Raw genomic sequence first — 23,634 nt, 5'->3', positions numbered from 1 at the left:
GCCTGTGGCATCGCAGCACGTGGCGCGACGGCGAGGCGGGGAAGCGTGGTGCCGCTTATCCGAATCGAACGGATGACCTACCGCTTACAAGGCGGTTGCTCTACCAGCTGAGCTAAAGCGGCGCGGGCGCAATTCTAGCGCAGCGCGGTGCATTCGAGCGGCTGCGGCTCCCCACTGCCTGCCGTGCGCGCGAGTGCGGCGGGGTCGGTACCCTCGACGATGCCGGCATCCAGCCACCAGAGGCCGGGCCCGGCGCGACCGACCGGTTGCAGTTGCGCGGCGAAGCCCGCTGCCTGCAGCTGGGCGAGTCGACGCTCCGCCGCGTCGCGGCTGCGGTAGCGTCCCAGGGCGATGCCATTGGCCTGGTCACCCTGCCGCACGACGAGGAAGTCGTCGAAGCCGGCAGCACCGATCTTCGCCGCTTCCGCCTGTGCGTCTTCCAGCGATGCTGCGGGCGGGATCACCACCTGATAGCCGCTGGCGCTCATGCCGGGGACCTCACGCACGCGCGGGCGCACCAGGTGGCGGGCGGCCGTGGCTTGTGCCTGGGTCGCGGTAGCCTGGCTCGTGTAGGGCCCCAGGCTGACGCAGGCGGTAGGCGTGGCCGAAGGTGCGGCCGTGGGGGATGACGGAAGCGCCGCCGGTCCCGTTTCATCCACCAATTGCAGGCGGGCGACGCCTGCAGGAAGCACCGGCTCCGGTTCGGGCAACGGCGCGGGGCGGCTCAGCCACCACGCGGCGGCTCCCAGATTCAGGACGACCAACAAGACGATCAGGGCGCGGATCAGCATGATGCGATTCTATCCGCGCTCAAGCGGCCGCACCGAGACGTGCCCACACCGCCAGTCCTTCGAGCACGAGTGCCGGTGCCACGGCCGGCGCATCCAACTGCGACGCCAGCCCGGGGGCACCCCCGCCATGCAGCAGCAGGGCGGGCCGATCTCCCAGCAGTGCATGCGCCTGCTGCAGGCTGCGCTCGATCAGCCCCAACGCGGCGCCCTCGCAGCCGGACGCCAAGGCATCGGCCGTCTCCGTGGCGAACTCCACATAGTCGCCGCCGCATGCCGGCAGTTGCGCGGCCGCGGCCTGCAGCGCATCGCGCATCAGGCGCGGCGACGGCGCGATGCGCCCACCCCGGTGTTGCCCGCGGCCATCGAGCAGGTCCACGGTGATCGCCGTGCCCACCCCCACGACCAGCCACGGGACAGCACCTCGCCGGCGCGCCCCGAGCAGGGCCAGGAAGCGGTCCACGCCCATCCGGGCAGGGTAGGGATATGCGATACGGACGCCCGCCAATGCAGCCTGCGTGCGTGCGATGGATACGGTCTGGAAGCGTGTCGTCAACCAGTCGACGACCATCGCCGTGCGCACCGGCGACGCCACGCTGGCGAGGACGGCCGACGTTCCGTCATGCCCCACGGTAGCCGCGAGCGCGTCCGCCAGGCCTTCCTCATACGCCATCGCCCGCACGTCCCCGGCGCTCCCATCGTCGTGCAGTTGCGCGCATTTCAGCCGCGAATTTCCGAGATCGAACAGCCACTGCGTCATATCGCCCTCACGCTGACCTCGCCCGCATGCACGTACTTCACCGCTTCGCCCATCCTGACCCGCAACGCGCCATCGTCGCCGATGCCGTCGGCCACGCCCTGCTCGTCGCCCTGCGATCCATGCACGGTGACGGCACGTCCTGCCAGTGCATCCAGCGCGGCGTAGCGCGCGCGAAAGGGCGAAAGCCCATCACGGTCGAACTGGTCGAGCGCGGGCAGCAGGGCGTCCAGCAGTCGGGCCGCCAGTGTGTTGCGCGATGGCGCGCCCTCGGCAAGGCTCGCCAAGTCCGTCCATGCCTGGTCGATGGTGGCACCGACCGGCGCCGGCATGCGCACGTTCACGCCCATGCCGATCACCGCACGTACCGGTCCGCCGTGCTCGCCCCCCCCTTCCACCAGGATGCCACCCAGCTTCCGGTCGTGCGCCAGCAGGTCGTTGGGCCATTTCACCCCTACCGCGGCGTACCCGGCCTGCCGCAGCGCCTCCGCGACGGCCACGCCGACCACCAGGCTCAGGCCTGCCAGGCGGGCGAGCCCGCCCGAGAACTGGCGCGAGAGCGACAGGTAGAGGTTCGACGCGATCGGCGATGCCCACTGGCGGCCACGTCGTCCGCGGCCCCCGGTCTGCTGTTCGGCCAACAACACCTCCACGCCGCGCTCCGGTGCCGGGCGCCGCAGCAGCTCGCTGTTGGTGGAATCCAAGGCCCATGCCACATCGAGCGACGACAACGCGGCGGCATCCCGCATGCGCGCGCGGATCAGGTGGGCATCCAGCAGCTCGACCGCGTCGGCCAGCGCATAGCCACGCCCCGCCTGCGCGTCGATGCGCACTCCCCCTGCGCGCAAGGCTTCGATGCGCTTCCACATCGCCGCACGCGTCAACCCGGTATCGCGCGCGAGCGCGTCGCCTGTCGCAGGGCCGTCGATGAGGCGCTGCAGCAGTTCGCGTTCGCCGCTCACGCGCGACGGCGCCAGATACGGACGCGCTCGAAGCGCGATTCCGTGCCATCGCGCAGGCGCCGGACGTTCACCCGATGGGTGAACAGCACCAGCAGCGCGGCGGCCATCGCGAACACCTGTGCAGCGCGATCGACCGGCAGCCACCACGACAGCGGCACCAGGCAGGCGGTGGCGACGATCGACGCCAGGCCGACGTAGCCCGTCGCCACCAGCACGACCACCCAAACCGCGAACAGGGGCAGCAGCGCCATCGGCCACATCACGGCCATGCCGCCCAACAGCGTGCCTACCCCCTTGCCACCGCGGAAGCCGTGCCACACCGGCCAGACATGGCCCAGCGCCGCCACGAATGCCGCCATGAAGCCCAGCACGCGCGGCGGCACGGATCCGTCCTCCGGCGCGAAGGCCAGCGCGAGCCATGCCGCCAGCGCGCCCTTCCCGATGTCGACCAGCACCACGCCCAGCGCGAACTTCGCGCCCTGGGTACGGAAGGCATTGGTGCCGCCGGCGTTGCCGCTGCCCTGCGTGCGGATGTCCACGCCTCGCAGGCGGCCCAGCACCAGACTGCCCGATACGGACCCGACCAGATAGGCGGACAGCAACAGCAGGGAGGCGATCAGCATGGCGCCATTATGGGCCACGCCCCCGCACAGGTTCAGGCATCGGCGGCCGGCTGCACCGCCACGATCAGCGCGCCCTGCCCGGCGTGTGCACCGATCGCCGCCCCGGTTTCCACCAACCGGTCTTCGCTGATCGACACGCGCGCACGCAGTGCGGCCAGCAGGCGCTCGCCCTCGGGCCGCGCATCGCAGTGTCCGACGATCAGGCGCCAGCGCTGTCCCGCCGGCAGTTGTCGCGCAACGCGCCGTGCGAACGCTTCGGGTGCGCGATCGCGGGTCAGCAGGAGCCCGGCGACGACCATGCGGCCGTCGACGCTCATCTTCGCCATCGGCGTCAGCGCACTGAGCCGTGCGATCGGCGCCGCCCAGCGGGGAATGCGGCCCCCACGCACCGCGTGGGAGATGTCGGGTGCGATGGCCCACATGCGGGTCTGCGGACGCAGGCGCGCGAGTTCGGCCAGCACCTCCGCCTCGTCATGCCCCAGCGCGGCCAGCTCGGCGGCGCGCCAGACCAGCAGGGCCTGGCCGCAGGCCGCGTTGACCGTATCGAAGACGCGCACGCGCCTGCCGGGGTCGCGGGCCGCCGCATGCTCGCCGGACTGCAGCGTGCCCGACAACGCCCGCGACAGGCCCACGTACAGCACGCGCGCATGATGTGCGAGCGCCAGTTCGAACTGGCGGCGGAAATCCCCCGGCGGGGGTTGGCTCGTGCGCGGCAACTGGCGCGAAGCCGCCATGCGCCGATAGAACTCGGCCGTCGACAGCCCCACCTTGTCGAGGTAATCGCGGCCGTCCAGATCCACCCGGGCCGGCACCACGCCGATCGCGTAACGCTCGGCGATGTCGTCCGGCAGGTCGGCGGCACTGTCGGTGACCACCACGAGCGGTTGCGGCGCAGCGGCGACCGCCTGCTGCCGGATCATGTCGTCAGCCTTCATGCCTTCCACGCGCCCTTGCTGCGCGCAGGCATCGAACAAGGCCTGCGGCGATCCGGCATGCGCGTGCACGCGCAGGCGCGCGGTACCGCCCGCGATGACGATGGAATCGGCGCCAATCGCCTCCAGCGCCGCGCGCAGGCGCTCGCGGTCCAGGCCCTCGCCGAGCAGCAGGCATTCGGTGCACCAGCGGCGATCCGGGTCGATCTCGTGGTCATGGTCCAAGGGGGCGGCGGCGTCGTTCGCCGCGACCGGCGCACCGGCGCGCACGCGCACGGCGCGCGGCCCCCCTTCGACGAACTCGGCGATGCCCTCCAGCAGGTCGACGAAGCCCTGCGCGCCGGCATCGACCACGCCGGCCTTCTGCAGCAGCGCCATCTGGCGCGGCGTGTCGGCAAGCGCATGCCGTGCGCGCATAAGCGCACGCGTGAACCCGCTGCGCGTGTCGGGCTGCGCGCTGTCCGCCGCCGCGTCGAGTTCGTCGGCGAAGGCGCTGATGACGCTGAGGATGGTGCCCTCGACCGGCTGGGCCAGCGCCTGCCGGGCGCTCTGCGCACCGCGGCGCACCGCGGCCGCCAGCGAACGCGCGTCCAGTTCGGGCAATGCATGCACGTGCTCGGCCACCCCATGGAGGAACTGCGCCAGGATGGCGCCGGAATTGCCGCGCGCACCATCGATCGCGTCATTGCCGACACGGCTGAGCAAATCGCCGGCATGCTGGCTGGGCTGGCTGAGCGCGCCGTGCAGCACGCTGCCGAGCGTCGAGGCGAGATTGTTGCCGGTATCGCCATCGGCGACCGGGAACACGTTGATGCGGTTCAATCCATCCCGGGCCGCAATGACCCGACGGGCCCCGGCGATCAGCGCCAGGCGCAGGGCGGGGGCGGTCAGGGGACGGTCGTGGGGCGCGGGCATGGCAAGAGTCTGCCGCAAGCGCGGGCGCCGCCCTGTTGCGCCGCAGCAGCCCATGCCGGGTTTCCCCCGGTCCGTCGCCGCGGGGCGCGGTTTCGTCGCAAAGCGCTCGAGGATCCATGCCCTCCGGCGCCAATCCGGCTATAGTCGGCGGCGTTCTCTGGCCGCTGTACCCGACTGACAGGAGTCTCCCCGATGCTTCGCGCCAGCCTTGCCCTGCTGCTCCTGGCTGCTTCGGCCGTGGCGTTCGCCCAGAACGGGCGTGGCCTCGCCAACGGCAACGTCGACACGTGTCCGGAGATCGCCGACCGCGCGGTTGCGGAACGGCAGGTCGATGCCGTGCCGGTTGCCTCGGACCCCCGTCGCGCTCGCGCGAATGCCGCCCGCACCAAGTACGGCGTGCCGGCAACCCTGGCGCCCGTCACTACGCGGGGCGGTGGCGACGACGACGACACCCCGCTACCGCGCAACCGCGGGTCCAAGTGGCACAGCTTCCTGCCGGGCATGTTCCGCTGAGGCGGACGTCGGCACCCCGTGATCGGACTGTTGCGCCGCCTGCGGCCCGCGCCCCCGACGATTGAAGACAACCTGTGGCAGTCCGTCCTCACCGGCACGCCGTGGGTGTCTGCGCTGGATGAGGTACGTGCGGCGCGGCTGCGCGCCTTGACCGCGCTGTTCCTGCATCGAAAGACCATCACGCCCTTGGCAGGACTGCGCCTGGACGACGCGCAGCGGGCGCAACTGGCCGCGCTGTGCTGCCTTCCGCTGCTCGAGTTCGGCGAAGCCGGCCTGCGCGGATGGTTGCAGCTGATCGTCTACCCCGACGCCTTCCGCGTGCAGCGCACGCACACCGACGCCGCCGGCGTGCTGCACGAGTGGGAAGACGATCTCGCGGGCGAAGCCTGGGACCATGGGCCGCTGATCCTGTCGTGGGCCGATGTGCAGGCCGACCTGGCCGAACCGGACGCCGGTTTCTGCGTGGCCGTGCACGAAATGGCGCACAAGCTGGACGTGCTGGATGGCGAACTCGACGGCACCCCGCCGCTTCCGGATGCGTGGCGCGGCCGCTGGGCACGCGACTTCCAGCGCGCGTACGACGACTTCTGCATGCAGGTCGACCTGGGCCGCGACACCACCCTCGATCCCTACGCCGCCGAGGCGCCGGAAGAATTCTTCGCGGTCGTCACGGAATACCACTTCTCCGCGCCGCACATACTGGCCGAGGCCATGCCGGACGTGGCGGCGCACCTGCAACGCTTCTACGGCCCTTCGCCGATGGCGCCCGACGCGGAATGAGTCAGAGTCCGGGCGGCAGGCGCACTTCGAAGCGCGCACCGCCCAGTTCGTCCGAGCGCCGTACCTGCAGCTCGCCGCGGTAGTCGCGGATCAGGTCCTGCACGATCGAGAGGCCAATGCCATGGCCCTGCACGCGCTCGTCGCCGCGCACGCCGCGTTGCAGGACTTTCGCCACGTCGTCCTCGGCGATGCCGGGGCCATCGTCATCGACGGCGATGAACACACCGGGGCGACGCTGCGGCGCCGTCGCGCCCACCATCACCGTCAGCAGCACGCGCGAACGCGCCCACTTGAACGCGTTCTCGAGCAGGTTGCCCATCAGCTCCTGCAGGTCGCCGGTCTCGCCGTGGAAACGGGCGCGCGGATCGATTTCGAATTCGCAGATCACGCCCTTCGCCGCATACACCTTCTCCAGGCCGCGCACGATTTCCTCGGCATGCGGTTCGATGGGTACCGCGGCCGAGAAGAGCTTGTGTCCGCTCGACGCCGCGCGCGCCAACTGGTACGAGACCAGGTTGTTCATGCGCTTCAGCTGCACATCGAGCTCCTCGCGCAAGGCCTGCGGATCGCCTCCCCCGCTGTCCAGCTGCGTCCGCAGCACCGCGATGGGCGTCTTCAGGCTGTGCGCCAGGTCGGCCAGCGTATTGCGCTGGCGCTCCAGGTTCTCGCGCTCGCTTTCGATGAAGGCATTGATGCTGTCGGTCAGCGGCTCGAGCTCGCGGGGATGGCTCTCGGTCATGCCCGACAGCTCGCCGCGCTGCACGCGGCTGAGTTCGAAGATCACCCGCCGCAGCGGGCGCAGGCTCCATCGCAACACCAGCATCTGCAGCAACAGCAGGATCACGCCGGCACCGCCGAGGTACACCCACAGCGAACCCCGGAACACGCGGATCTGCGCGCTCAGCGCCTGCGCATCCTCGAAGATGTAGATGCTGTACGGGATCTCGGCGTGCTGGTGCGTCGCCGGCCACGCATAGCCCACGCCATACCGGTACGCCTCGCTGTCGCTGCCATCGGCGCGGCGGATCGGCAACGGCCCTTCGAACGACTCCTCGAGCGCGCCCAGCATGCGCGGGGCGGGCAATTCCGGACCGAGGGTCGAATTCGATCCCCACGGCGGCACGCCCTGCAGCACCACCTGCGCGTACATGCCGCTGTCGGGCATGTCGAAGCGCGGGTCCGGCGTGTTGTAGGGAGGAATCAGCGTGCCGTTGCGCCCGAACTCCACCTTGTCGGTGTAGTAGAGCGCATAGCTCTTCAGGCGTTGGCGGAGGTTGTTCTCGGCGGTGTCGACGAACGCACGGTCCAGCGCGTAGCCCGCTAGGGCAAGGAACGCGACCAGCGCGAGGCTGGCGGCCAGCAGCTGGCGCGCGCGCAACGATCGCGGACGCCACCCGTCGAACCGGTCACGGCCGACGGGGGCGGATGGCGCGGCGCCGGACGGTGGCGCAGGCATCAAGTGCAGGCGATGCCGGCGCGGGACATCAGCCTTCGCCGCTGCGCGGGATCGCGAAACGATAGCCGCGGCCGCGCACGGTCTCGATCGGCTTCAGCTCGCCATCGGGATCCAGCTTCTTGCGCAGGCGGCCGATGAACACTTCCAGCACGTTCGAGTCGCGATCGAAGTCCTGCTGGTAGATGTGCTCGGTCAGGTCGGCCTTCGAGACCAGCTCGCCGGCATGCATCATCAGGTATTCGAGCACCTTGTACTCGTAGCTGGTCAGGTCGACATTGCTGCCGTTGACGCTGACTGTCTGCGCAGCGAGGTCGAGCGCGACCGGTCCGCACTCCAGCGTCGGCTTGCTCCAGCCCGCCGCACGGCGCAGCAACGCGTTGACGCGCGCCAGCAGTTCTTCCACATGGAACGGCTTGACCAGATAGTCGTCTGCACCCTGCTTCAGGCCTTCCACCTTGTCCTGCCAGCTGGAACGCGCCGTCAGGATAAGCACGGGGAATTTCTTGCCTTCGTCGCGCAGCGCCTTGATCAGCTCCATGCCCGACATCTTGGGCAGGCCGAGATCGATGATGCCCACGTCGAACGGCACTTCGCGGCCCATGTAGAGGCCCTCTTCGCCGTCCTGGGCCGCGTCCACCGCGAAGCCTTCGCGCTTGAGGCGCGCGGCAAGGGTTTCACGCAGGGGGGCTTCGTCTTCGACCAGCAGGATACGCATGGACTCTCCTTGGGAATGCGGCGCGGCAGCGGGCCGCGCGGGACGTGCTCTGTTGAGCCTGGATTCTACGTAAGACTACGGGCGCGGGGGGTTATCGCCGCGTGCAGGCTGCGGAGGGGGCGCAAGATCGCGACGCGGACGAACGGGCGAGTCTGCGTCGCGGCGCGACGCCCCTCGGTCGTCCTGGGTTTCCGTGCGCACGCGACCACGCTCGTCGATGTACTTGACGCGCGTGACATCGCGACCGTCGTACTGCATGCGCTCCACGCTCAACACCTGATTGCCCGATTCACTGCGCACGCGGCGCACCGAATCGGACATGGAATTGCGGTGGCCCCGGTCATCGCTGCGCGGAAAGCCGCGCTCGCGGGGCGGCGGACCGTCGTTGCGGCCACGCTCGTCCTGCGCCTGCACCGCATGGGTGCCGGCGAGGGCGGCGAGGACCGCCAGGGCAAGGGCGGCGAGGGTCGGGGCACGAAAACGCATAACGGAATCGTAACGGAAGTGGGTTCGCGAAACTGAACGAAACCCGAAACCGCCTCTGGAGAATGGAAGCGCAGTCTTGGTCCGCGGCAGTGAATCGGTTCTGAATTTATCCACAGGGCAACGCCCCGCATTCAGCCAGCTGAATCGTCAGAAAACCTCGGCAACACAACACCTTAGCGAACCGCCGCCTGCTTCTATCGCGTCCAGCGCCACGCTATGCACCGCCAGTCCCGCGGCGGCCAGGCGCGCCAGCGAGGAGGGACGGAGGGCTGCATGTGCACGCCGGCTCATCCAGACCCTGCCCTCGGTCAGCGAGATGGCATTGCCGGCGAAGGCCGCCTGCTCCGCCGCATCCAATTCGACCACCTGATCGGGATACAGCGCGTCCAGTGCGGCCACCAGCCCAGGGGACACCAACCCCTCTTGGTGCACCAGCGCGACCCGGCCGGCCAGCACCGCCAACACCACGTTGGTGTGGTACTCGCCGGGAGCCAGGTCGAACGTCAAGGTGGCACGCAGTCCGAACGCCTCGTGCATCCTCGCCGCCCCTGTTTCGTCGCAGCGTTCGGACAACCCGCAGAACCCGATCCCGCGCGCGCGATCGATGACCAGCGCGCCCGTCAGTTCGCAGGGATGCGGTTGGGTGGACAGATCGATCTCGGCATAACCCAGGGCGTCGCGGAAGAAGCGACGGATGTCCGCGCGTTCCGCCTCGCGCCGGCGGACTTCGTGGCGCATGCGGCCGACGATCAGCCTCGGTTCCCCGCCGACGCGCGCGGTGGCGAACACGTTGTTGGGAAACACCGCATCCGGTGTCGCGTCGTCGCCGGGGAAGCAGATCACGGGCACGTCTTGCGCCAACGCCCGATGCAGCGCCTGATGCTCGCGCAGCGCGGCATCCGCGTCGAAGGCCTCGGCGCCCGCCATGTACCGGTTGTCCTGCGCGGACTGCTCGGCGCGCATGAATCCATCCGGCGACACGAGGAACGCGGCACGCGCCGTGGCGGGCCCGACGTCCGGCGCCAGCGTGCGCGCATGCGCGACGAAGTCGGCGACGTCGCGCGTGATCATGCTCAGGCCGCCGGCCGCAGTTCGCGCACGGTCGCCGCCAGCGCCTGTTCTACCAGCGACCAGTCCGCGCCCGGCTTGTGCGCCCCTTCGCTAAGGATCTGCCGGAACGCGCGTCCCCCCGGCTGCGCATGGAACAACCCCAGCACGTGGCGCGTCAGGTGCTTCAGCGCCACGCCCTTCGCCAGCTGCGCTTCGACATACGGGCGCCATGCGCGCAGCAGGTCCGCGCGGGGCGCGATGTCGCCACCGAACAAGGCCGCCTGCATTTCATGCAGAACATAGGGCTCGTGATACGCGGCGCGGCCGATCATCACGCCATCGCTGTGCTGCAGGTGCTCGTGCACCTGCGCGGTCGTGGTGATGCCGCCGTTGATCGCCACCGTCAGCGCCGGCCGCTCGCGCTTGAGCCGGTAGGCCCAGTCGTAACGCAGCGGCGGGATCTCGCGGTTTTCCTTGGGCGACAGCCCTTGCAGCCACGCCTTGCGCGCATGCACGAAGAACGTGTTGCAACCGGTGGCCGCCACCGTATCGATGAAGGCGAGGAAGAGGTCGTAGTCTTCCTGCTCGTCCACCCCGAGACGGCACTTCACCGTCACCGGAATGCTCACGGCCTCGATCATCGCCGCCACGCACTCGGCCACCAGCGCGGGCTCCTTCATCAGGCAGGCACCGAAGCGCCCCGCCTGCACGCGGTCGGACGGGCAGCCGACGTTGAGGTTCACTTCGTCGTAGCCCCAGTCCTGCGCGATGCGCGCGGCCTGCGCCAGGTGCGCCGGCTCGCTGCCGCCCAGCTGGACCGCCACGGGATGCTCACCCGCATCGAACCCAAGCAGTCGATCGCGGTCGCCATGGATCACCGCCTGCGCATGCACCATCTCGGTGTACAGGCGTGCGTTCGGCGCCAGCAGCCGGTGGAACACGCGGCAGTGCGTGTCCGTCCAGTCCATCATCGGGGCGACCGAGAGGCGGAGTTTGTCGTGGTCGATGAGGTACATAGCCCTATTCTACCCGCGACGGGACGACGGATAGCCGCTATGCCAATCGGTTAAGCCATTGGCGGATGTGGAGTCGGGGCGCACTCTGCGAACCGCTAACCTTTCAGGCCTATTGGCGTCGATATACTCCGCGGGGTGACCAGGGGGTGGATATGCGCAAGCGATCCGGTTCAGTGGCGGTACTCATTGCCAGCGGCACATGCGCTGGTCTGCTTTGGGCGTCGCAAGGATTCGCCGACATCGTTCCGTGGCCCTACGACTCAATGGCCAGTATTCCGGCGGGCGTTCTGGCCACGACGGCTATGGACGATGAGAAAGAGGTTGCCCTCCAGTCAACTTCTGCCCACCGAACTTTCCCGACGCGGATCAATGCCTGGTCAACGGCAGGGCCCGTCGAGCGCATGCGTAGCCGAACGAGCGTTGCTCTCTCGTCGCTGCCATCACTGTCGTTAAAGCAGCCGTCCTACTCGATGTCTGCGCCTGAGTTCCTCCCGGATCCAGCCGCTGCTCAAGCTCACTCCCTTGCAGTGGGCGATGTTTCGGGCGATGGCCGGGACGACCTTGTCTTCCTGTACCTGCGCCACGCCCCTAATCCGATAAACAACCGTACGGAAATCTACGTCGCCCACCAGCTCAGCGACGGTCGTCTTGATGCGGCAGTCAGGATTGCTGACTCGGGCAACAATCTCTCGCACCAGCTCCTGGTCGCCGACCTGGACCGCGATGGTGTAGGCGATATCATCACCGCCACCGTTAATGGCGTCATGACACTTCGCTCGCATGCGGATGGCACGTTTACCTCGAACACCACTGTCGTTGGCGACCCATTCGACATCGTAGTGACCGACGTCGATCGCGATGATTACCTAGACGTTTTGGTCGACTCAAGCGATACGTTAGCCACCGTTATTCACGGGGACGGTGATGGTTCCTTCGACCGCGTATCAACGTTGCCATTGCCCTCGGCTGCCGCTCGAACGACGGGCGATGTCACGGGAGATGGCTTGGATGATCTGATTCTGGGTACGATCTTCAACAGGCCCCTGGAGGAGTTCCGGATCTATCCAGCACTGGCCTCAGGGGGGTATGCCACTCCGGTGGTGCGCTCCCTGCCACTGGGATCCAACCATACGTCATCGCTCGTCGTTGGCGACTTCAATGGCGACGGCCGCGGTGACCTGGTGTTGGATGAAGCGAGAAACGGAGCGAACCTTCGCCTGTATATCCAAGATTCGCAGGGCAACCTCGCCTCCAGCGTCGAAATTACCCGGTACTCGAGCTCCGGCCCCATGATCGCCGTAGACCTCGATCGCGATGGTCGGACCGACCTGGCAAAGGCGCACACCGGATGGAGCTACATCGGGTACTACCTTCAGACCAGTGAGGGCCTGGCCCCGGAAACCCTCATCAATGCCTACCAGAGCATGGGGCGGCTTTACTACTTCGCCGCAGGCGATCTCAACCATGACGGATGTGTGGATCTGGCAATCGCTCGGGGAAGTCAATCTCCTGTGTTTGTGTACGGCCAAGGATGCGCACCACCACGCGTTGCCGCTTGCTGCTCCCGATCGCTCGCCGTGGAGGATCCCGTGGCCCGCGTAGCGAGCCAGACATCTCGGCTGGCACGACCCGACAGCGGTGCGCGCGCCAATAGCGGAGAAAATCCGATACGGAACGCAGGCCCGCGTCCTGTGCGCGACGAGCGCGGCACACGTGATGTGCCACGCAAGCAGGTCTACATACCGTTCCTGAATCCGTAGCTGCACCCCTCAGGTTACAGCGACACTCCTCACCCCGCCGCCACAAACCTCAACCCCACCCCAGGCTCCGTCGCGATATACCTTGGCGCTGTCGCGTCATCACCCAGCTTCTGCCGCAACTTGCCCACCAGGATGCGCAGGTAATGCGTGTCGTCCTGGTGGGTGGGGCCCCAGAGTTCGCGCAGCAGTTGCGGTTGGGTGACCACGCGGCCGGGGTGTTGCAGCAGCAGGGCTAGCAGGGCGAATTCCTTGCGGCTCAGCGCGACGGGTTCGCCGTCCAGCGTCACTTCGCGGCGGCCGAGGTCGACGTGCAGGTGGCCGTCGTCGAACAGCGGCATGGCCGCATCGCTGGCGGCGATGCGCGTGCGCAGCAGGCCGCGGATTCGCGCCATCAGCTCCTGCACGCCGAACGGTTTGGTGACGTAGTCGTTCGCGCCGCCATCGAGCGCGGCGACTTTCTCCGCTTCGCCGTCGCGCACGGTCAGCATGATGACCGGCACCTGCGACCATTGCCGCAGTTCGCGCAGTACCTCGTGGCCGTCCAGGTCGGGCAGGCCGATGTCCAGCACCACCAGGTCGGCACCCTGCGCCGCCAGCTCGGCCAGTCCGGCATGGCCACTCTCGGCCAGCGCCACCACATAGCCCTGCGCGCGCAGGCTGATGTCGAGGAAACGCCGGATCTGCGGCTCGTCGTCGATCACCAGGATGCGGGCCGGCGGTGCGGACGCGGGGGGTGGCGCGGTGTAGGTCAAGCCGGTGCCTGTGGTGCGGGAGTGAGCAGCGGCAGGGTAATCCGGATCACCGTGCCGCGGCCATCCGGCCCGGGCAGCGCCTGCACGCTGCCGCCGTGCGCGCCCACCATGCCCTGGCAGATCGCCAGTCCCAGACCGGTGCCGTGGCGGCCACGGTCGCCGCGCTCCACGCTGTAGAACATGTCGAAGATGCGCGCGCGCTCGTCTTCCGGAATACCGGGTCCCCGGTCGCGCACGTCGATGCGCAAGGCACCGTCGATCAACTTCGCGTCGACCTGCACCGGTTCGTTCGGCGGCGAGAACTTCGCGGCGTTCTCCAGCACGTTGAACACGGCCTGCTCGATCAGGGCCGGATGCACCCAGATCGTCGGCACGTCCGCGGCGATCGTGGTCTGCACGCGCACGTCCGGCTGGTAACGCTGCAGGCGCGAGACCGCCGAGCCGAGCAGTTCGTCCACGCCGATCCAGTCGCGGTTGAGCGTCAATCCGCTATGGCCCAGCCGCGTCATGTCGAGCAGGTTCTGGATGTAGCGGTCCAGCCGCTCGCCTTCCTGCTGGATGGTGTCGAGCAGGCTGCGTCGATCGCCTTCGCTGATCGCACTCCAGTAGCTGGCCAAGCTGCTGGCCGAACCGATCATCGAGGCGAGCGGCGAGCGCAGGTCGTGCGACACCGACGACAGCAGCGCCGACCGCAGGCGTTCGGTCTCGCCACTGACGCGCGCGTCTTCCAGCTCCGTCACCAGCCGCGTGCGCACCACCGCCTGCGCGATGTCTTCCGTCATCGCTTCCGCCAGCCGCCGCTGCTCCGGCAGCAGGCGGGCGGCGTCCTCGAAACGCAGCCCCACCACCCCGAGGCTGGCGCGGTCGCCGCGCAGCGGCAGGAACCAGCGCGCCGCGCCCGCCAGCGTGTCGGTATGGCGTCCGGTCGGTTGTCCGTGCTGCTGCGCCCAGTCGCTGGCGGCACGGTCGATCTCGCTCAGCGTGGCGTCGACGGGCTCTTCGCGCCCCTGCACGCGCAGCCAGGCATCGGCGCCGAGTGCGCGCTCCAACGCCTTGCGGCCGGCGACCAGCACCTGGCCCAGGTCGGCGGCGCCGGCCAGGTCGCGGCCCAGGGCCTGCAATGCCGTGGCCTGCGCATTGGCCGCACGCAGCGCGACCACCTGCATGCGCAGGCGCGAGGCCAGGCGTCCTGCAACGAGGGCCGCCACCAGGAACAGGAACACCGTGGCCACACCTTGGCGCGCGCCGATGTTGAAGGTGAAGCGCGGTTCGATGAAGAAGAAGTTGTAGGCCAGGAAGCTCAACAGTGCGGCCACCACGGCGGCGGTCATGCGCGTGCGTGCGGCCACCAGCACCACCGCGACGATGAAGACCATCGACAGATCTTCCAGCCCTACCCAGCGCTCGGCCAGCCAGGCGACGCCCACTGACAGGACCGAGGCCGTCGCCGCGAAGCCCAGCTCCTCCCGGGGCAGCCAGCCGTTCGGACCGGCACTGCCACGGCGCGAACGCGCGCGCGCTTCCGGCGTGCTGATGATGACCAGCTCGTAGTGCACGCCGCGCTGCAGGATCTGCTGCGTCAGCGTGCGGTTGATCATGCGCGCGAACGGCCGTTCGCGCGTACGCCCCAGCACCAGTGTGGAGGCTCCGCTCTGGGTGGCATGGTCGAGCAGCGCATCGGGAATGCGCGCACCGCGCAGCACCTCGGTGTCCGCGCCCAACCGACGCGCCAGCGCGAAGGCCTGGTCGATCTCGCGCTGCTGCGCCTCGTCCACCGTGTCCGACACCTGCACGGTCACCACGCTCCACGGTGCATCGCGCCGTTCGGCGATGCGGCGCGCGGCACGCACCAGGTACTCGGACTGGCCGCGTCCGTCGATGGCCACCAGCACCCGACGACGCAGCGGCATGCCGGGCAGGCCACGCGCAGCCTGGTCTTCGCGCAGGTCGGCGTCGACACGGTCGGCCGCCGTCTGCATGGCCAGTTCGCGCAATGCGATCAGGTTGGAGGGCGAGAAGAACGCCTGCAACGCCTGCGACGCCTGTTCCGGCAGGTACACCTTGCCCTGGTGCAGGCGTTCGATCAGTTCGCGCGGCGGCAGGTCCACCAGCACGATGTCGCGCAGCCGGTCGAACACGGCGTCCGGCACGGTTTCGCTGACGCGCACGCCGGTGATCCGGTGGACGACATCATTGAGGCTCTCCAGGTGCTGGATGTTGATCGTGGTGTGGACGTCGATGCCGGCATCGAGCAGTTCGATCACGTCCTGCCAGCGGCGCTCGTGGCGGCTGCCCGGCGCGTTGCGGTGGGCGAGTTCGTCCACCAGCGCGATCTGCGGGCGACGCGCCAGCAGCGCATCCAGGTCCATCTCCTCCAGCCAACGACCTTGGTAGGCCACGCGCTTGCGCGGCAGGATGTCCAAGCCTTCGGTCAGCGCGGCGGTCTCGCCGCGCCCGTGCGTCTCCACGATGCCCACCACTACGTCGCGGCCCTGGCGACGCAGCTCGCGCGCCCGCGACAGCATGGTGTAGGTCTTGCCGACCCCGGGCGCGGCGCCCAGGAAGATCGTCAGCCGCCCGCCCTGCTCACGCTGCAGGTGGTCGATCAGGGCATCGGCCTGGCGGTGGCGGGCGTCGGTCATGCGGATATTCTGCCTGTTGTCGTGTCACGTCGAAGGGGCGCCGGCTGTGCGGAAGGCCTCTTCAGGGAGAATTTCCCCGACGGCAAGGCAGAACCGCCTTGCGCGCGAAGAAGATCTCCCTGCCGGCGCACCTGTTTGGTTCGATGGCATCGCCAGTTCCCTCGTCGTCTCACCCAAAAGCCTCGACCCTCAGACCCTTCCCGGTTCGACGTCGATGAAGTTCGCCTCGTCATGACAGCTTCGAGCCTCGCGCGCGAACGAATTTTTCTCGTCGTCTCACCGTGGAACTTTGTGCATTGAGGAAAATTTCCCTTGTGCGCCAGCTTCCGAACCTCGTGAACGAGGCGATGCGCTCTGACAGCGCACCTTTCTGGTTCAGTCGCAGGACGACAAGTACCGCACAGAGGTGATCGATCACCACAGGCCTCTCCCTTCTCCCCGCTGGCGGGGAGAGGAAAAAGCATCTTCAGCATCGTGCGGTTGTTTCCTTCTCCCCGCGCGCGGGGAGAAGGTGCCCGGAGGGCGGATGAGGGGCGAACGAAGCCAGTGCGTTCTCGGACCACCGAATCCCTCCGCGCACGACGACCGGGCATCACACCGCTCGATGCATCACGCGACGACACAGCCCCGCGGCGCCGTCGCCCCTCACCCGCCTTCGGCACCCTCTCCCCGCAGGCGGGGAGAGGGAAACAACCGCACCGCGTCGCGTGATGATTCGCCTGCTGCCCGCAAGAGCTGCGAAGGACGAAGATCATCCCGCGGCTACATTGCGCGCCAGCGCCACGATGACCAAAGCGTAGCCGGCCGCGGCCGCGAACAGCGCGGCACGGAGCACCAGCGCTCGTCGCCGGGCGCCGACGCGTCGCTGGTGGCCTGCCAGACCTTTGGGACATCGGTCGTGATCCATGGGGATTACTCCGGTTTTCGCACGCCATCGAGGGCGAGGTTGAGTTCCAGCACGTTGACGCGCGCAGCGCCCAGCAAACCGAATTGCGGGGCCTCGGTATGCGCGGCGACCAGGCGCTCGACCTCGCTGACCGGCAGGCCGCGTACGCGGGCGACACGGGCGATCTGGATCCGGATGGCTTCCGGAGACAGGTGCGGATCAATGCCGCCGCCGGACTGGGTGACCAGATCGCTGGGCACCGCGTCGGGCGCTACGCCTTCGCGCGTGGCGATGGCGGTGCGGGCCTCGTCAAGGCGCGCACGCAGGTCGGGGTTGGTGCGCGCCTGGTTGCTGCCGGCCAGCGCCATCACGTCGTACTTCGCGGCGGAAGGGCGCGACTGGAAATAGCGGTCGTCGGTGAACGGCTGGGCGACCAGCGACGAGCCGATCACCTTGCCGTCGCGTTCGATCAGGCTTCCGCCGGCCTGGTGCGGGAACAGCAACGAACCCAGGCCGGCACCTGCCAGCGAGTACAGCAGGCCGAAGCCGAGCAACGCCACGCCGGCCAGCACGAGGGCCGGGCGCCATAGGGGCGCGGCGGCGACGGAAGAAGCGGAAGGGGTGTTCATGGGAAATCCTCAGGCGCCGGTGACGGCGGCCAGCAACAGGTCGATGAGCTTGATGGCGGCGAACGGCAGCAGCACGCCGCCGACGCCGTAGACCAGCATGTTCCGGCGCAGCAGCGCGGTGGCGCCGGCCGGGCGGAAGCGCACGCCGCGCAGGGCCAGCGGGATCAACAGCGGGATGATGATGGCGTTGAAGATCAGCGCCGCGATCACCGCGTTGGTCGGGCTGGACAGCTGCATCACGTTGAGCGCCCCCATCGAAGGGATTGCCGAGGCGAACAGCGCCGGCAGGATCGCGAAGTACTTCGACACGTCGTTGGCCAGCGAGAACGTGGTCAGCGCGCCGCGCGTGATCAGCTGCTGCTTGCCGACTTCGACGACCTCCAGCAACTTGGCCGGGTCGGAGTCGAGATCGACCATGTTGCCCGCCTCCTTCGCCGCCTGCGTGCCGGAATTCATCGCCAGGCCCACGTCGGCCTGCGCCAGCGCCGGTGCGTCGTTGGTGCCGTCGCCGACCATCGCGACCAGGCGGCCACCGGCCTGTTCCTGGCGGATGCGCGCCAGCTTGTCTTCGGGGCGCGCCTCGGCGATGTAGTCGTCCACGCCGGCTTCGGCGGCGATGGCGGCGGCGGTCAACGGATTGTCGCCGGTGATCATCACCGTGCGGATGCCCATGGCGCGCATGTGGGCGAACTTTTCCTTGATGCCGTGCTTGACCACGTCGGAGAGTTCGACCACGCCGAGCACGTGGTTGCCGTCGCTGACGACCAGCGGCGTGGCCCCGTTGCGGGCGACCTGCTCGACGCGCGCGGTGAGTTCGGCCGGCGCGCTGCCGCCCAGCGCCTGCACATGCTTCAGGATCGCGTCCATCGCACCCTTGCGGATGACACGGACGTGGCCGCGGCCATCGTCAGGAAGATCCACGCCGGACATGCGGGTCTGCGCAGTGAAGGCGATGAACTGCGCACGCTCGGGATCGGCCGGGGTAGCGCCCTGCTCGCGCGCCAGCTTCACGATCGACTTGCCTTCCGGCGTGGGATCGGCCAGCGAGGACAGCATGGCGGCGTCGCGCAGCTGCTCGCGGTCGATGCCGGCCAGCGGATGGAACAGCGTGGCCTGGCGGTCGCCGTGGGTGATGGTGCCGGTCTTGTCGAGCAGCAGCACATCGACATCGCCGGCCACTTCCACCGCCTTGCCCGACTTGGCCAGCACGTTGGCCGCCAGCGCGCGGTTCATGCCGGCAATGCCGATGGCCGGCAGCAGGCCGCCGATGGTGGTGGGGATCAGACAGACCAGCAGCGCGACCAGCAGCAGCGGATCGAGCTTCGCACCCACGAAGCCCGCGATGAAGGGCAGCGTGACCACGACGATCAGGAACGTCAGCGTCATCGTCAGCAGCAGCAGGCCCAGCGCGATCTCGTTCGGCGTCTTCTGCCGGTTGGCGCCTTCGACCAGCGAGATCATGCGGTCCAGGAAACTGTGGCCGGGCTCAGCGGTGATCTTCACCACGATCTCGTCGGACAGCACCTTGGTGCCGCCGATCACGCCGCTGCGGTCGGTGCCGGCTTCGCGCAGCACCGGGGCGGATTCGCCGGTGACGGCGGATTCGTTGATCGTGGCCAGGCCCTTGACGATCTCGCCGTCGGCCGGGATCTGTTCGCCGGCAGACACGATGACGTAGTCACCGGGCCTCAGGTCGGCCGCGGGGATGCGACGCTCGGCACCGCCCAGCGGCGTGTCGATGCGGCGTGCGACGAGATCCTTGCGGGCCCGCCGCAGCGACGCCGCCTGGCCGCGGCCACGCGCTTCGGCGACGGCTTCGGCGAAGTTGGCGAACAGCACGGTGACGAACAGCAGCGCGGTCACCGACCAGCCGATGCCCGCCGTGGTGGTACCGGCCAAGGTGAGGCCGGCGGTCAGCAGCGTGCCCAGCCAGACCACGGCCATGACCGGGTTCTTGAAGGCGTGCTGCGGGGCCAGCTTGGTGAAGGAGCCGATGACGGCAGCACGGAAGCCCGCGCTGTCGAGCAGGGCCGGCGCACGGCCGGCGGAGCGTGAGGAGGAAGAAGTCATGTCGGTGTTCTCAGAGCGCGCTCAGGGCCAGGTGGTCGGCGATCGGGCCGAGGACCAGCACGGGCATGAACTGCAGCAGGGTCAGGATGACGACCACGGCGATCAGGGTGAGCGCGAAGGTCGGGGTTTCCACCTGGAGGGTGCCGGGGCCTTCGGGCGTGGCGCGCTTGCGCGCCAGCGAACCGGCGATGGCCAGCGGGATGATCAGCGCGGGGTAACGACCGAGCGCCAGCATCAGCGACGCGCTGAGGTTCCACCAGTACGTCGCATCGCCCAGGCCCTCGAAGCCGGAACCGTTGTTGGCGAACGCCGAGACATACTCGTAGAACACCTGGCTGATGCCGTGGAACTCCGGATTGGAATTGCCGGTGATGGACGGCACGGCCAGCGTGATCGCGGTGAACGCCAGCAACGCGAGCGGCTGCAGCAGCACCAACGCGGCGAGCAGTTTCACTTCATGCGCTTCGATCTTGCGCCCGAACAGTTCCGGCGTGCGGCCGGTCATCAGGCCGGCGAGGAACACGCTTAGCAGCAGGTAGACGAGGAACTGCTGCAGGCCGCAGCCGATGCCGCCCCAGATACTGTTCACCAGCATGTTGCTGATCGTCACCAGGCCGGTCAGTGGCGCCAGCGAGTCGTGCATCGCGTTGACCGAGCCGTTCGAGGTCTGCGTCGTCAGTGCGCCCCACAACGCGGACGGTGCGGCACCGAAGCGCACTTCCTTGCCTTCCATCAGCGCGATGTCGCTCGATGTGGCGGAATAGCTCTCCGACCACACGGCCGCACCGGTCGAGATCACCGACATGGTCAGCATGGTGCCGAACACGAGCGCGGTGAATTTCCTGCGGCCGGTGAAGCCGCTCACCATGAAGGCGATGCTGACCGGGATCAGGATGAGGGCCAGCGTCTCCAGCAGGTTGGAAAACGGGGTTGGGTTCTCCAGCGACACGGCGCTGTTGGGGCCATACCAACCGCCGCCGTTGGTCCCGAGCTGCTTCACCGCGACCATCGGCGAGACCGGGCCCAAGGGAATCTTCTGCTCGGGCATCTCCGCGCTCGCGTCGATCGGGGTGGCAACCGGACCGCCGTCCCACGTGGCCGGCACGCCCTGGCTCGTCAGCGCCAGCGACCACACCAGGCACAGCGGCAGCAGGAAGCGCACGGTCGGACGGATGACATCGGCCCAGTAGTTACCGACATCGGCTTCACCGTTCGTGGTGGTGTCCGTCGTTGCAGCGCTCTTCCCACGCCCGCCGAACAGGCCGCGCAAGGTGGCCGCGACTAGGGCCAGCCCCATCATCGGCGTGATCACCTGCAGGCCGACGATCGCGCTGGCATGCGCCAGGTACGACAGCTGCGCCTGGCCGGAGTAGTGCTGCTGGTTTGTGTTGGTGAGGAACGACACCATCGTGTGCAGCGCCAGGTCCCAACGCATGTTGGGGATGCCGTTGGGATTGAGCGGCAGCCAGGCCTGGGTCATCAGGACGCCCCACACGATCACGCCCAGCACCAGGTTGCTGAGCAGGAAGGCCTTGGCATAGCCCTTCCAGCCCATGCCGCGCGAAGGGTCGACGCCGAGCAGTGCGTAGAGGGGGCGTTCGACCAGACCGAACAAACGGTCGCCGCGCATCGGCGCACCACGCATCACCGCGGCGAGATACCGGCCCAGCGGCCAGCCCAGCGCGATCGCGAGCGCGAACACAAGGAAGAATTCAGTCATGGGAGTCATCCATCGGCGCGCGTTCGCGCCGCGTGATCAACAGGAACATCAGACCGGCGCCGGCGAGGATGCCGACGAGCGACAACGACAGGTGGAGGAAGTCGGTGGCCATGGCGATGCTCAGAACGCGGCCTGCAGCGCCGCTTCCACGCGCGAACCGGCCAGGCCGGGGAACAGCGTCTTCGCGCTGTTGTCGGTGGCGTGCGCGGTGACGCGCAGTTCGAACGGCGCCTTGAACGCCCACACCGCACCCAGCTGCGCATGCGCGTAGCTGTCGTCGTAGGCGTCGTCCAGCCAGTAATAGCCGGCGGCGGCTTCCAGGCGCACCTGTTCGCTCAGGGGGAACCTGGCGCCGAGCTGTGCGTAGGTGCCGGCTTCATCCGTCGCGAGCGCTTCGGGGGAGTAGCCCAGCTGCGCCCAGTAGTTCTGCTTCCAGGTCAGCGTACCGATGGCCTCGGTCCAGTTGAGGTCGACGGTGGTGGACGGATAGCGGTAGTGGGTCAGGTTGACATCGAGCGCCCAGTCGTCGGACAGGGTGCCGCCCCAGCCGAGGGTGACGTCGATTTCACTGCTGGCCTTTGTTTCCGGTGCGAACTCGATGTTCGAGCCCCACACCGCGCCATACAGGCCGCTGTCAGCCGTAGCCTTGAAGCCGGCCTGCACGGCCGGGTCGCCCTGCGTCTGGGTGGTGCCGCGCCAGACGTAATCGGTGGTGAGCGCACCGGAGCCGTTGAAGGTCGCGGCCTGCGCGGTGGACGCCATGGCCAGCAGCAGGCCAGCGGCGACGGAAGAAACGACGAACGCAGGCATGCGCCGGCGCGAAGCGGAGGAGATGAAGGACATGAATGCGATCCAGGCGGAAGACGTTCCGCCGACCGCGAAAGTCTGGTCCTGCCCCGCGTAAAGCCGCCATGCGCTTCCCGCGCACTGCCGTAAATTCGGCGTAAAGCCGCGCGCCCTGCCTTAGCCGGCGTTGCGTGCCTGCGGCGATGATGTGCCGAGCACGTGCTCCGCATCCTGGTCGAACACCGGCGCGGCGAACGGTGCCGGACCCGGCGTACGCCCGAACGCGATGGGCCGGGTGACGCCGCGGTAGCTGCCGACGACCGGATGCGCGATCTCGGCCACCATGTCTTCGGCCAGTACCTGCGGATGCTCGAACATGTCTTCGACGCGTCGCGCCGCAGCACAGGGCACTTCGTCGCCGAAGTGCGCTTCCCACTCCGTCGCGGTGCGCGCCTGCAGCGCGTCGTGCAGCTGCGGGACGATCTCCGCGGCCTGCGCGGCGCGCTTGCGCACGCTGTCGTAGCGCGGATCGTCGGCCAAGGCGTCCAGGCCGGTCAGCCGGCACAGCGCCTTCCAGAAGCGCGGCGTGTTGGCGGAGAGATAGAGATAGCCTTCGCGCGCCGGATGGATGCCGGTGACGCCGCCGGAGCGCATGTCGCGGCCGATGTCGAGCGCTTCGCCTTCGGCCCAGATCATCCGGGCCGACTGCATGGTCAGCGCACTGCGCAACAACGACACGCCGACGAACTGCCCGCGCCCGCTGCGTTCGCGTTCGTACAGCGCCGACGACACGCCGGCGGCGAGCAGCGCCGCCGCGTAGTAGTCCACCACCGAGCCGTAGATGATTTCCGGCGCACCGCCGCGCTTGCCCTGCAACGTGCACATGCCGGTCATCGTCTGCAGCACCTGGTCGTAGCCGGCCTTGTCCTTCATCGGCCCGGTTTCGCCGTAGCCGGTCACCGCGCAGTAGATCAGCCGCGGGTTGATCACCGTCAGGCTGTCGAAATCGATGCCCAGCCGCTTCGGCACGGTGGGACGGAAGTTGTGCACCAGCACGTCGGCCTCGCGTACCAGGCGCAGCAACGCGGCGTGGTCGGCCGGCTGCTTGAGATCGAGCGCGATGCCCTGCTTGCTGCGGTTCACGCCGAGGAAGGCGCGGCTCTCGCGCTCCAGGGTGGACGGGTACTGGCGCAGGTTGTCGCCATCGGGCGGCTCGACCTTGATCACGTCGGCGCCCTGGTCGGCCAGCAGCGTGCAGCCGTACGGGCCGGCGATGTAGGCGCTGAGGTCAAGCACCTTCACTCCGCTCAGCGGACCGGCGGGGCCCGTGCGCAGGCGCGAACGGAAGGGAGACGGATTGTCCATGGAAGAGGGCTCCTTCAGCCGCCGCCGCAAC

General features: G+C 68.6%; 19 protein-coding genes, 1 tRNA gene and 1 pseudogene. 3 read left to right on the top strand and 18 right to left on the bottom strand.

From position 1 onward, the window contains the following. Positions 1-46: 46 nt before the first annotated feature. The 6 genes from ACSQ19_RS10115 to ACSQ19_RS10090 form a co-directional block, all read right to left on the bottom strand. A tRNA-Thr gene (locus ACSQ19_RS10115) sits at positions 47-122 on the bottom strand. A 12-nt stretch (positions 123-134) separates the two neighbouring features. Continuing rightward, positions 135-791, bottom strand: a complete 657-nt coding sequence (locus ACSQ19_RS10110) for an SPOR domain-containing protein (protein WP_435996724.1) — start codon at positions 789-791, stop codon at positions 135-137. A gap of 19 nt (positions 792-810) precedes the next feature. Continuing rightward, the gene (locus tag ACSQ19_RS10105) at positions 811-1,548 is read right to left on the bottom strand and encodes a type III pantothenate kinase (RefSeq protein WP_435996722.1); all 738 of its coding nucleotides are present in this window, start codon (positions 1,546-1,548) and stop codon (positions 811-813) included. Then, on the bottom strand, positions 1,545-2,546 hold the full coding sequence (gene birA, locus ACSQ19_RS10100; RefSeq protein WP_436000937.1) for a bifunctional biotin--[acetyl-CoA-carboxylase] ligase/biotin operon repressor BirA: 1,002 nt from the start codon (positions 2,544-2,546) through the stop codon (positions 1,545-1,547). The genes ACSQ19_RS10105 and birA overlap by 4 nt, the downstream gene beginning before the upstream one ends. Beyond that, positions 2,504-3,130, bottom strand: a complete 627-nt coding sequence (gene plsY / locus ACSQ19_RS10095) for a glycerol-3-phosphate 1-O-acyltransferase PlsY (protein ID WP_435996720.1) — start codon at positions 3,128-3,130, stop codon at positions 2,504-2,506. Before plsY ends, birA begins: the two co-directional genes overlap by 43 nt. Positions 3,131-3,162: 32 nt before the next feature. Continuing rightward, positions 3,163-4,977, bottom strand: coding sequence for a DegV family protein (locus ACSQ19_RS10090; protein ID WP_435996718.1), 1,815 nt, complete (start codon positions 4,975-4,977; stop codon positions 3,163-3,165). Positions 4,978-5,169: 192 nt separating this feature from the next. Here ACSQ19_RS10090 and ACSQ19_RS10085 point away from each other — a divergent pair, with 192 nt between their 5' ends. Beyond that, positions 5,170-5,490: a hypothetical protein gene (locus ACSQ19_RS10085; RefSeq protein WP_296279391.1), complete on the top strand. Its 321-nt coding sequence runs from the start codon at positions 5,170-5,172 to the stop codon at positions 5,488-5,490. After that, positions 5,457-6,270 (top strand): annotated as a pseudogene (locus tag ACSQ19_RS10080) (zinc-dependent peptidase). The gene ACSQ19_RS10085 and the pseudogene ACSQ19_RS10080 overlap by 34 nt, the downstream one beginning before the upstream one ends. A gap of 1 nt (position 6,271) precedes the next feature. Here the strand turns inward: ACSQ19_RS10080 and ACSQ19_RS10075 are convergent. The 5 genes from ACSQ19_RS10075 to dusA form a co-directional block, all read right to left on the bottom strand. Beyond that, entirely contained in the window at positions 6,272-7,726 is a 1,455-nt protein-coding gene (locus tag ACSQ19_RS10075) for an ATP-binding protein (protein WP_435996715.1), read from the bottom strand. Between the two features lie 28 nt (positions 7,727-7,754). Further along, on the bottom strand, positions 7,755-8,441 hold the full coding sequence (locus ACSQ19_RS10070; protein WP_055937106.1) for a response regulator transcription factor: 687 nt from the start codon (positions 8,439-8,441) through the stop codon (positions 7,755-7,757). Between the two features lie 75 nt (positions 8,442-8,516). Then, positions 8,517-8,927 (bottom strand): hypothetical protein, encoded by a 411-nt coding sequence (locus ACSQ19_RS10065; protein WP_296279384.1) that lies wholly within the window; start codon positions 8,925-8,927, stop codon positions 8,517-8,519. A 147-nt stretch (positions 8,928-9,074) separates the two neighbouring features. Continuing rightward, positions 9,075-9,998: an arginine deiminase-related protein gene (locus ACSQ19_RS10060; protein WP_435996712.1), complete on the bottom strand. Its 924-nt coding sequence runs from the start codon at positions 9,996-9,998 to the stop codon at positions 9,075-9,077. A gap of 2 nt (positions 9,999-10,000) precedes the next feature. Continuing rightward, positions 10,001-10,993 carry a tRNA dihydrouridine(20/20a) synthase DusA gene (gene dusA, locus ACSQ19_RS10055; protein WP_435996710.1) on the bottom strand — a complete coding sequence of 331 codons (993 nt, stop codon included), beginning with the start codon at positions 10,991-10,993 and terminating at the stop codon, positions 10,001-10,003. Between the two features lie 152 nt (positions 10,994-11,145). On the opposite strand from dusA, the gene ACSQ19_RS10050 reads away from it, so the two are divergent. Further along, complete coding sequence (locus ACSQ19_RS10050; RefSeq protein WP_435996708.1) at positions 11,146-12,753, top strand: FG-GAP repeat domain-containing protein; 1,608 nt, start codon at positions 11,146-11,148, stop codon at positions 12,751-12,753. A 29-nt stretch (positions 12,754-12,782) separates the two neighbouring features. Here ACSQ19_RS10050 and ACSQ19_RS10045 read toward each other — a convergent pair whose 3' ends face one another. From ACSQ19_RS10045 to ACSQ19_RS10015, 7 genes are all read right to left on the bottom strand, one after another. Then, complete coding sequence (locus ACSQ19_RS10045) at positions 12,783-13,505, bottom strand: response regulator (RefSeq protein WP_435996706.1); 723 nt, start codon at positions 13,503-13,505, stop codon at positions 12,783-12,785. Continuing rightward, entirely contained in the window at positions 13,502-16,147 is a 2,646-nt protein-coding gene (locus ACSQ19_RS10040; RefSeq protein ID WP_435996704.1) for an ATP-binding protein, read from the bottom strand. Before ACSQ19_RS10040 ends, ACSQ19_RS10045 begins: the two co-directional genes overlap by 4 nt. Before the next feature lie 912 nt (positions 16,148-17,059). Then, on the bottom strand, positions 17,060-17,662 hold the full coding sequence (kdpC, locus tag ACSQ19_RS10035) for a potassium-transporting ATPase subunit KdpC (RefSeq protein WP_435996702.1): 603 nt from the start codon (positions 17,660-17,662) through the stop codon (positions 17,060-17,062). Positions 17,663-17,671: 9 nt separating this feature from the next. Then, entirely contained in the window at positions 17,672-19,732 is a 2,061-nt protein-coding gene (gene kdpB, locus ACSQ19_RS10030; RefSeq protein ID WP_435996700.1) for a potassium-transporting ATPase subunit KdpB, read from the bottom strand. 10 nt (positions 19,733-19,742) lie between these two features. Further along, a complete protein-coding gene (gene kdpA, locus ACSQ19_RS10025; protein ID WP_435996698.1) occupies positions 19,743-21,452 on the bottom strand; it encodes a potassium-transporting ATPase subunit KdpA in 1,710 nt (569 codons plus the stop codon). A 120-nt stretch (positions 21,453-21,572) separates the two neighbouring features. Then, complete coding sequence (locus ACSQ19_RS10020; RefSeq protein WP_435996696.1) at positions 21,573-22,295, bottom strand: TorF family putative porin; 723 nt, start codon at positions 22,293-22,295, stop codon at positions 21,573-21,575. A 120-nt stretch (positions 22,296-22,415) separates the two neighbouring features. After that, on the bottom strand, positions 22,416-23,603 hold the full coding sequence (locus ACSQ19_RS10015) for a CaiB/BaiF CoA transferase family protein (RefSeq protein WP_435996694.1): 1,188 nt from the start codon (positions 23,601-23,603) through the stop codon (positions 22,416-22,418). Positions 23,604-23,634 lie beyond the last annotated feature (31 nt).

This window comes from Pseudoxanthomonas sp. LjRoot127, assembly GCF_964253495.1.
Lineage (GTDB): Bacteria > Pseudomonadota > Gammaproteobacteria > Xanthomonadales > Xanthomonadaceae > Pseudoxanthomonas_A.
The sequence above is the reverse complement of the archived record's forward strand: the minus strand, read 5'-3'. Positions and strand labels throughout refer to the sequence as shown.

Coding starts and splice junctions, on each gene's coding strand:
- dusA (WP_435996710.1), bottom strand. CDS start 10,993: ATGTACCTCATCGACCACGACAAACTCCGCCTCTCGGTCGCCCCGATG.
- plsY (WP_435996720.1), bottom strand. CDS start 3,130: ATGCTGATCGCCTCCCTGCTGTTGCTGTCCGCCTATCTGGTCGGGTCC.
- kdpC (WP_435996702.1), bottom strand. CDS start 17,662: ATGAACACCCCTTCCGCTTCTTCCGTCGCCGCCGCGCCCCTATGGCGC.
- kdpA (WP_435996698.1), bottom strand. CDS start 21,452: ATGACTGAATTCTTCCTTGTGTTCGCGCTCGCGATCGCGCTGGGCTGG.
- ACSQ19_RS10075 (WP_435996715.1), bottom strand. CDS start 7,726: ATGCCTGCGCCACCGTCCGGCGCCGCGCCATCCGCCCCCGTCGGCCGT.
- ACSQ19_RS10085 (WP_296279391.1), top strand. CDS start 5,170: ATGCTTCGCGCCAGCCTTGCCCTGCTGCTCCTGGCTGCTTCGGCCGTG.
- ACSQ19_RS10065 (WP_296279384.1), bottom strand. CDS start 8,927: ATGCGTTTTCGTGCCCCGACCCTCGCCGCCCTTGCCCTGGCGGTCCTC.
- ACSQ19_RS10060 (WP_435996712.1), bottom strand. CDS start 9,998: ATGATCACGCGCGACGTCGCCGACTTCGTCGCGCATGCGCGCACGCTG.
- ACSQ19_RS10015 (WP_435996694.1), bottom strand. CDS start 23,603: ATGGACAATCCGTCTCCCTTCCGTTCGCGCCTGCGCACGGGCCCCGCC.
- ACSQ19_RS10070 (WP_055937106.1), bottom strand. CDS start 8,441: ATGCGTATCCTGCTGGTCGAAGACGAAGCCCCCCTGCGTGAAACCCTT.
- ACSQ19_RS10040 (WP_435996704.1), bottom strand. CDS start 16,147: ATGACCGACGCCCGCCACCGCCAGGCCGATGCCCTGATCGACCACCTG.
- ACSQ19_RS10020 (WP_435996696.1), bottom strand. CDS start 22,295: ATGTCCTTCATCTCCTCCGCTTCGCGCCGGCGCATGCCTGCGTTCGTC.
- kdpB (WP_435996700.1), bottom strand. CDS start 19,732: ATGACTTCTTCCTCCTCACGCTCCGCCGGCCGTGCGCCGGCCCTGCTC.
- ACSQ19_RS10105 (WP_435996722.1), bottom strand. CDS start 1,548: ATGACGCAGTGGCTGTTCGATCTCGGAAATTCGCGGCTGAAATGCGCG.
- ACSQ19_RS10050 (WP_435996708.1), top strand. CDS start 11,146: ATGCGCAAGCGATCCGGTTCAGTGGCGGTACTCATTGCCAGCGGCACA.
- ACSQ19_RS10110 (WP_435996724.1), bottom strand. CDS start 791: ATGCTGATCCGCGCCCTGATCGTCTTGTTGGTCGTCCTGAATCTGGGA.
- ACSQ19_RS10090 (WP_435996718.1), bottom strand. CDS start 4,977: ATGCCCGCGCCCCACGACCGTCCCCTGACCGCCCCCGCCCTGCGCCTG.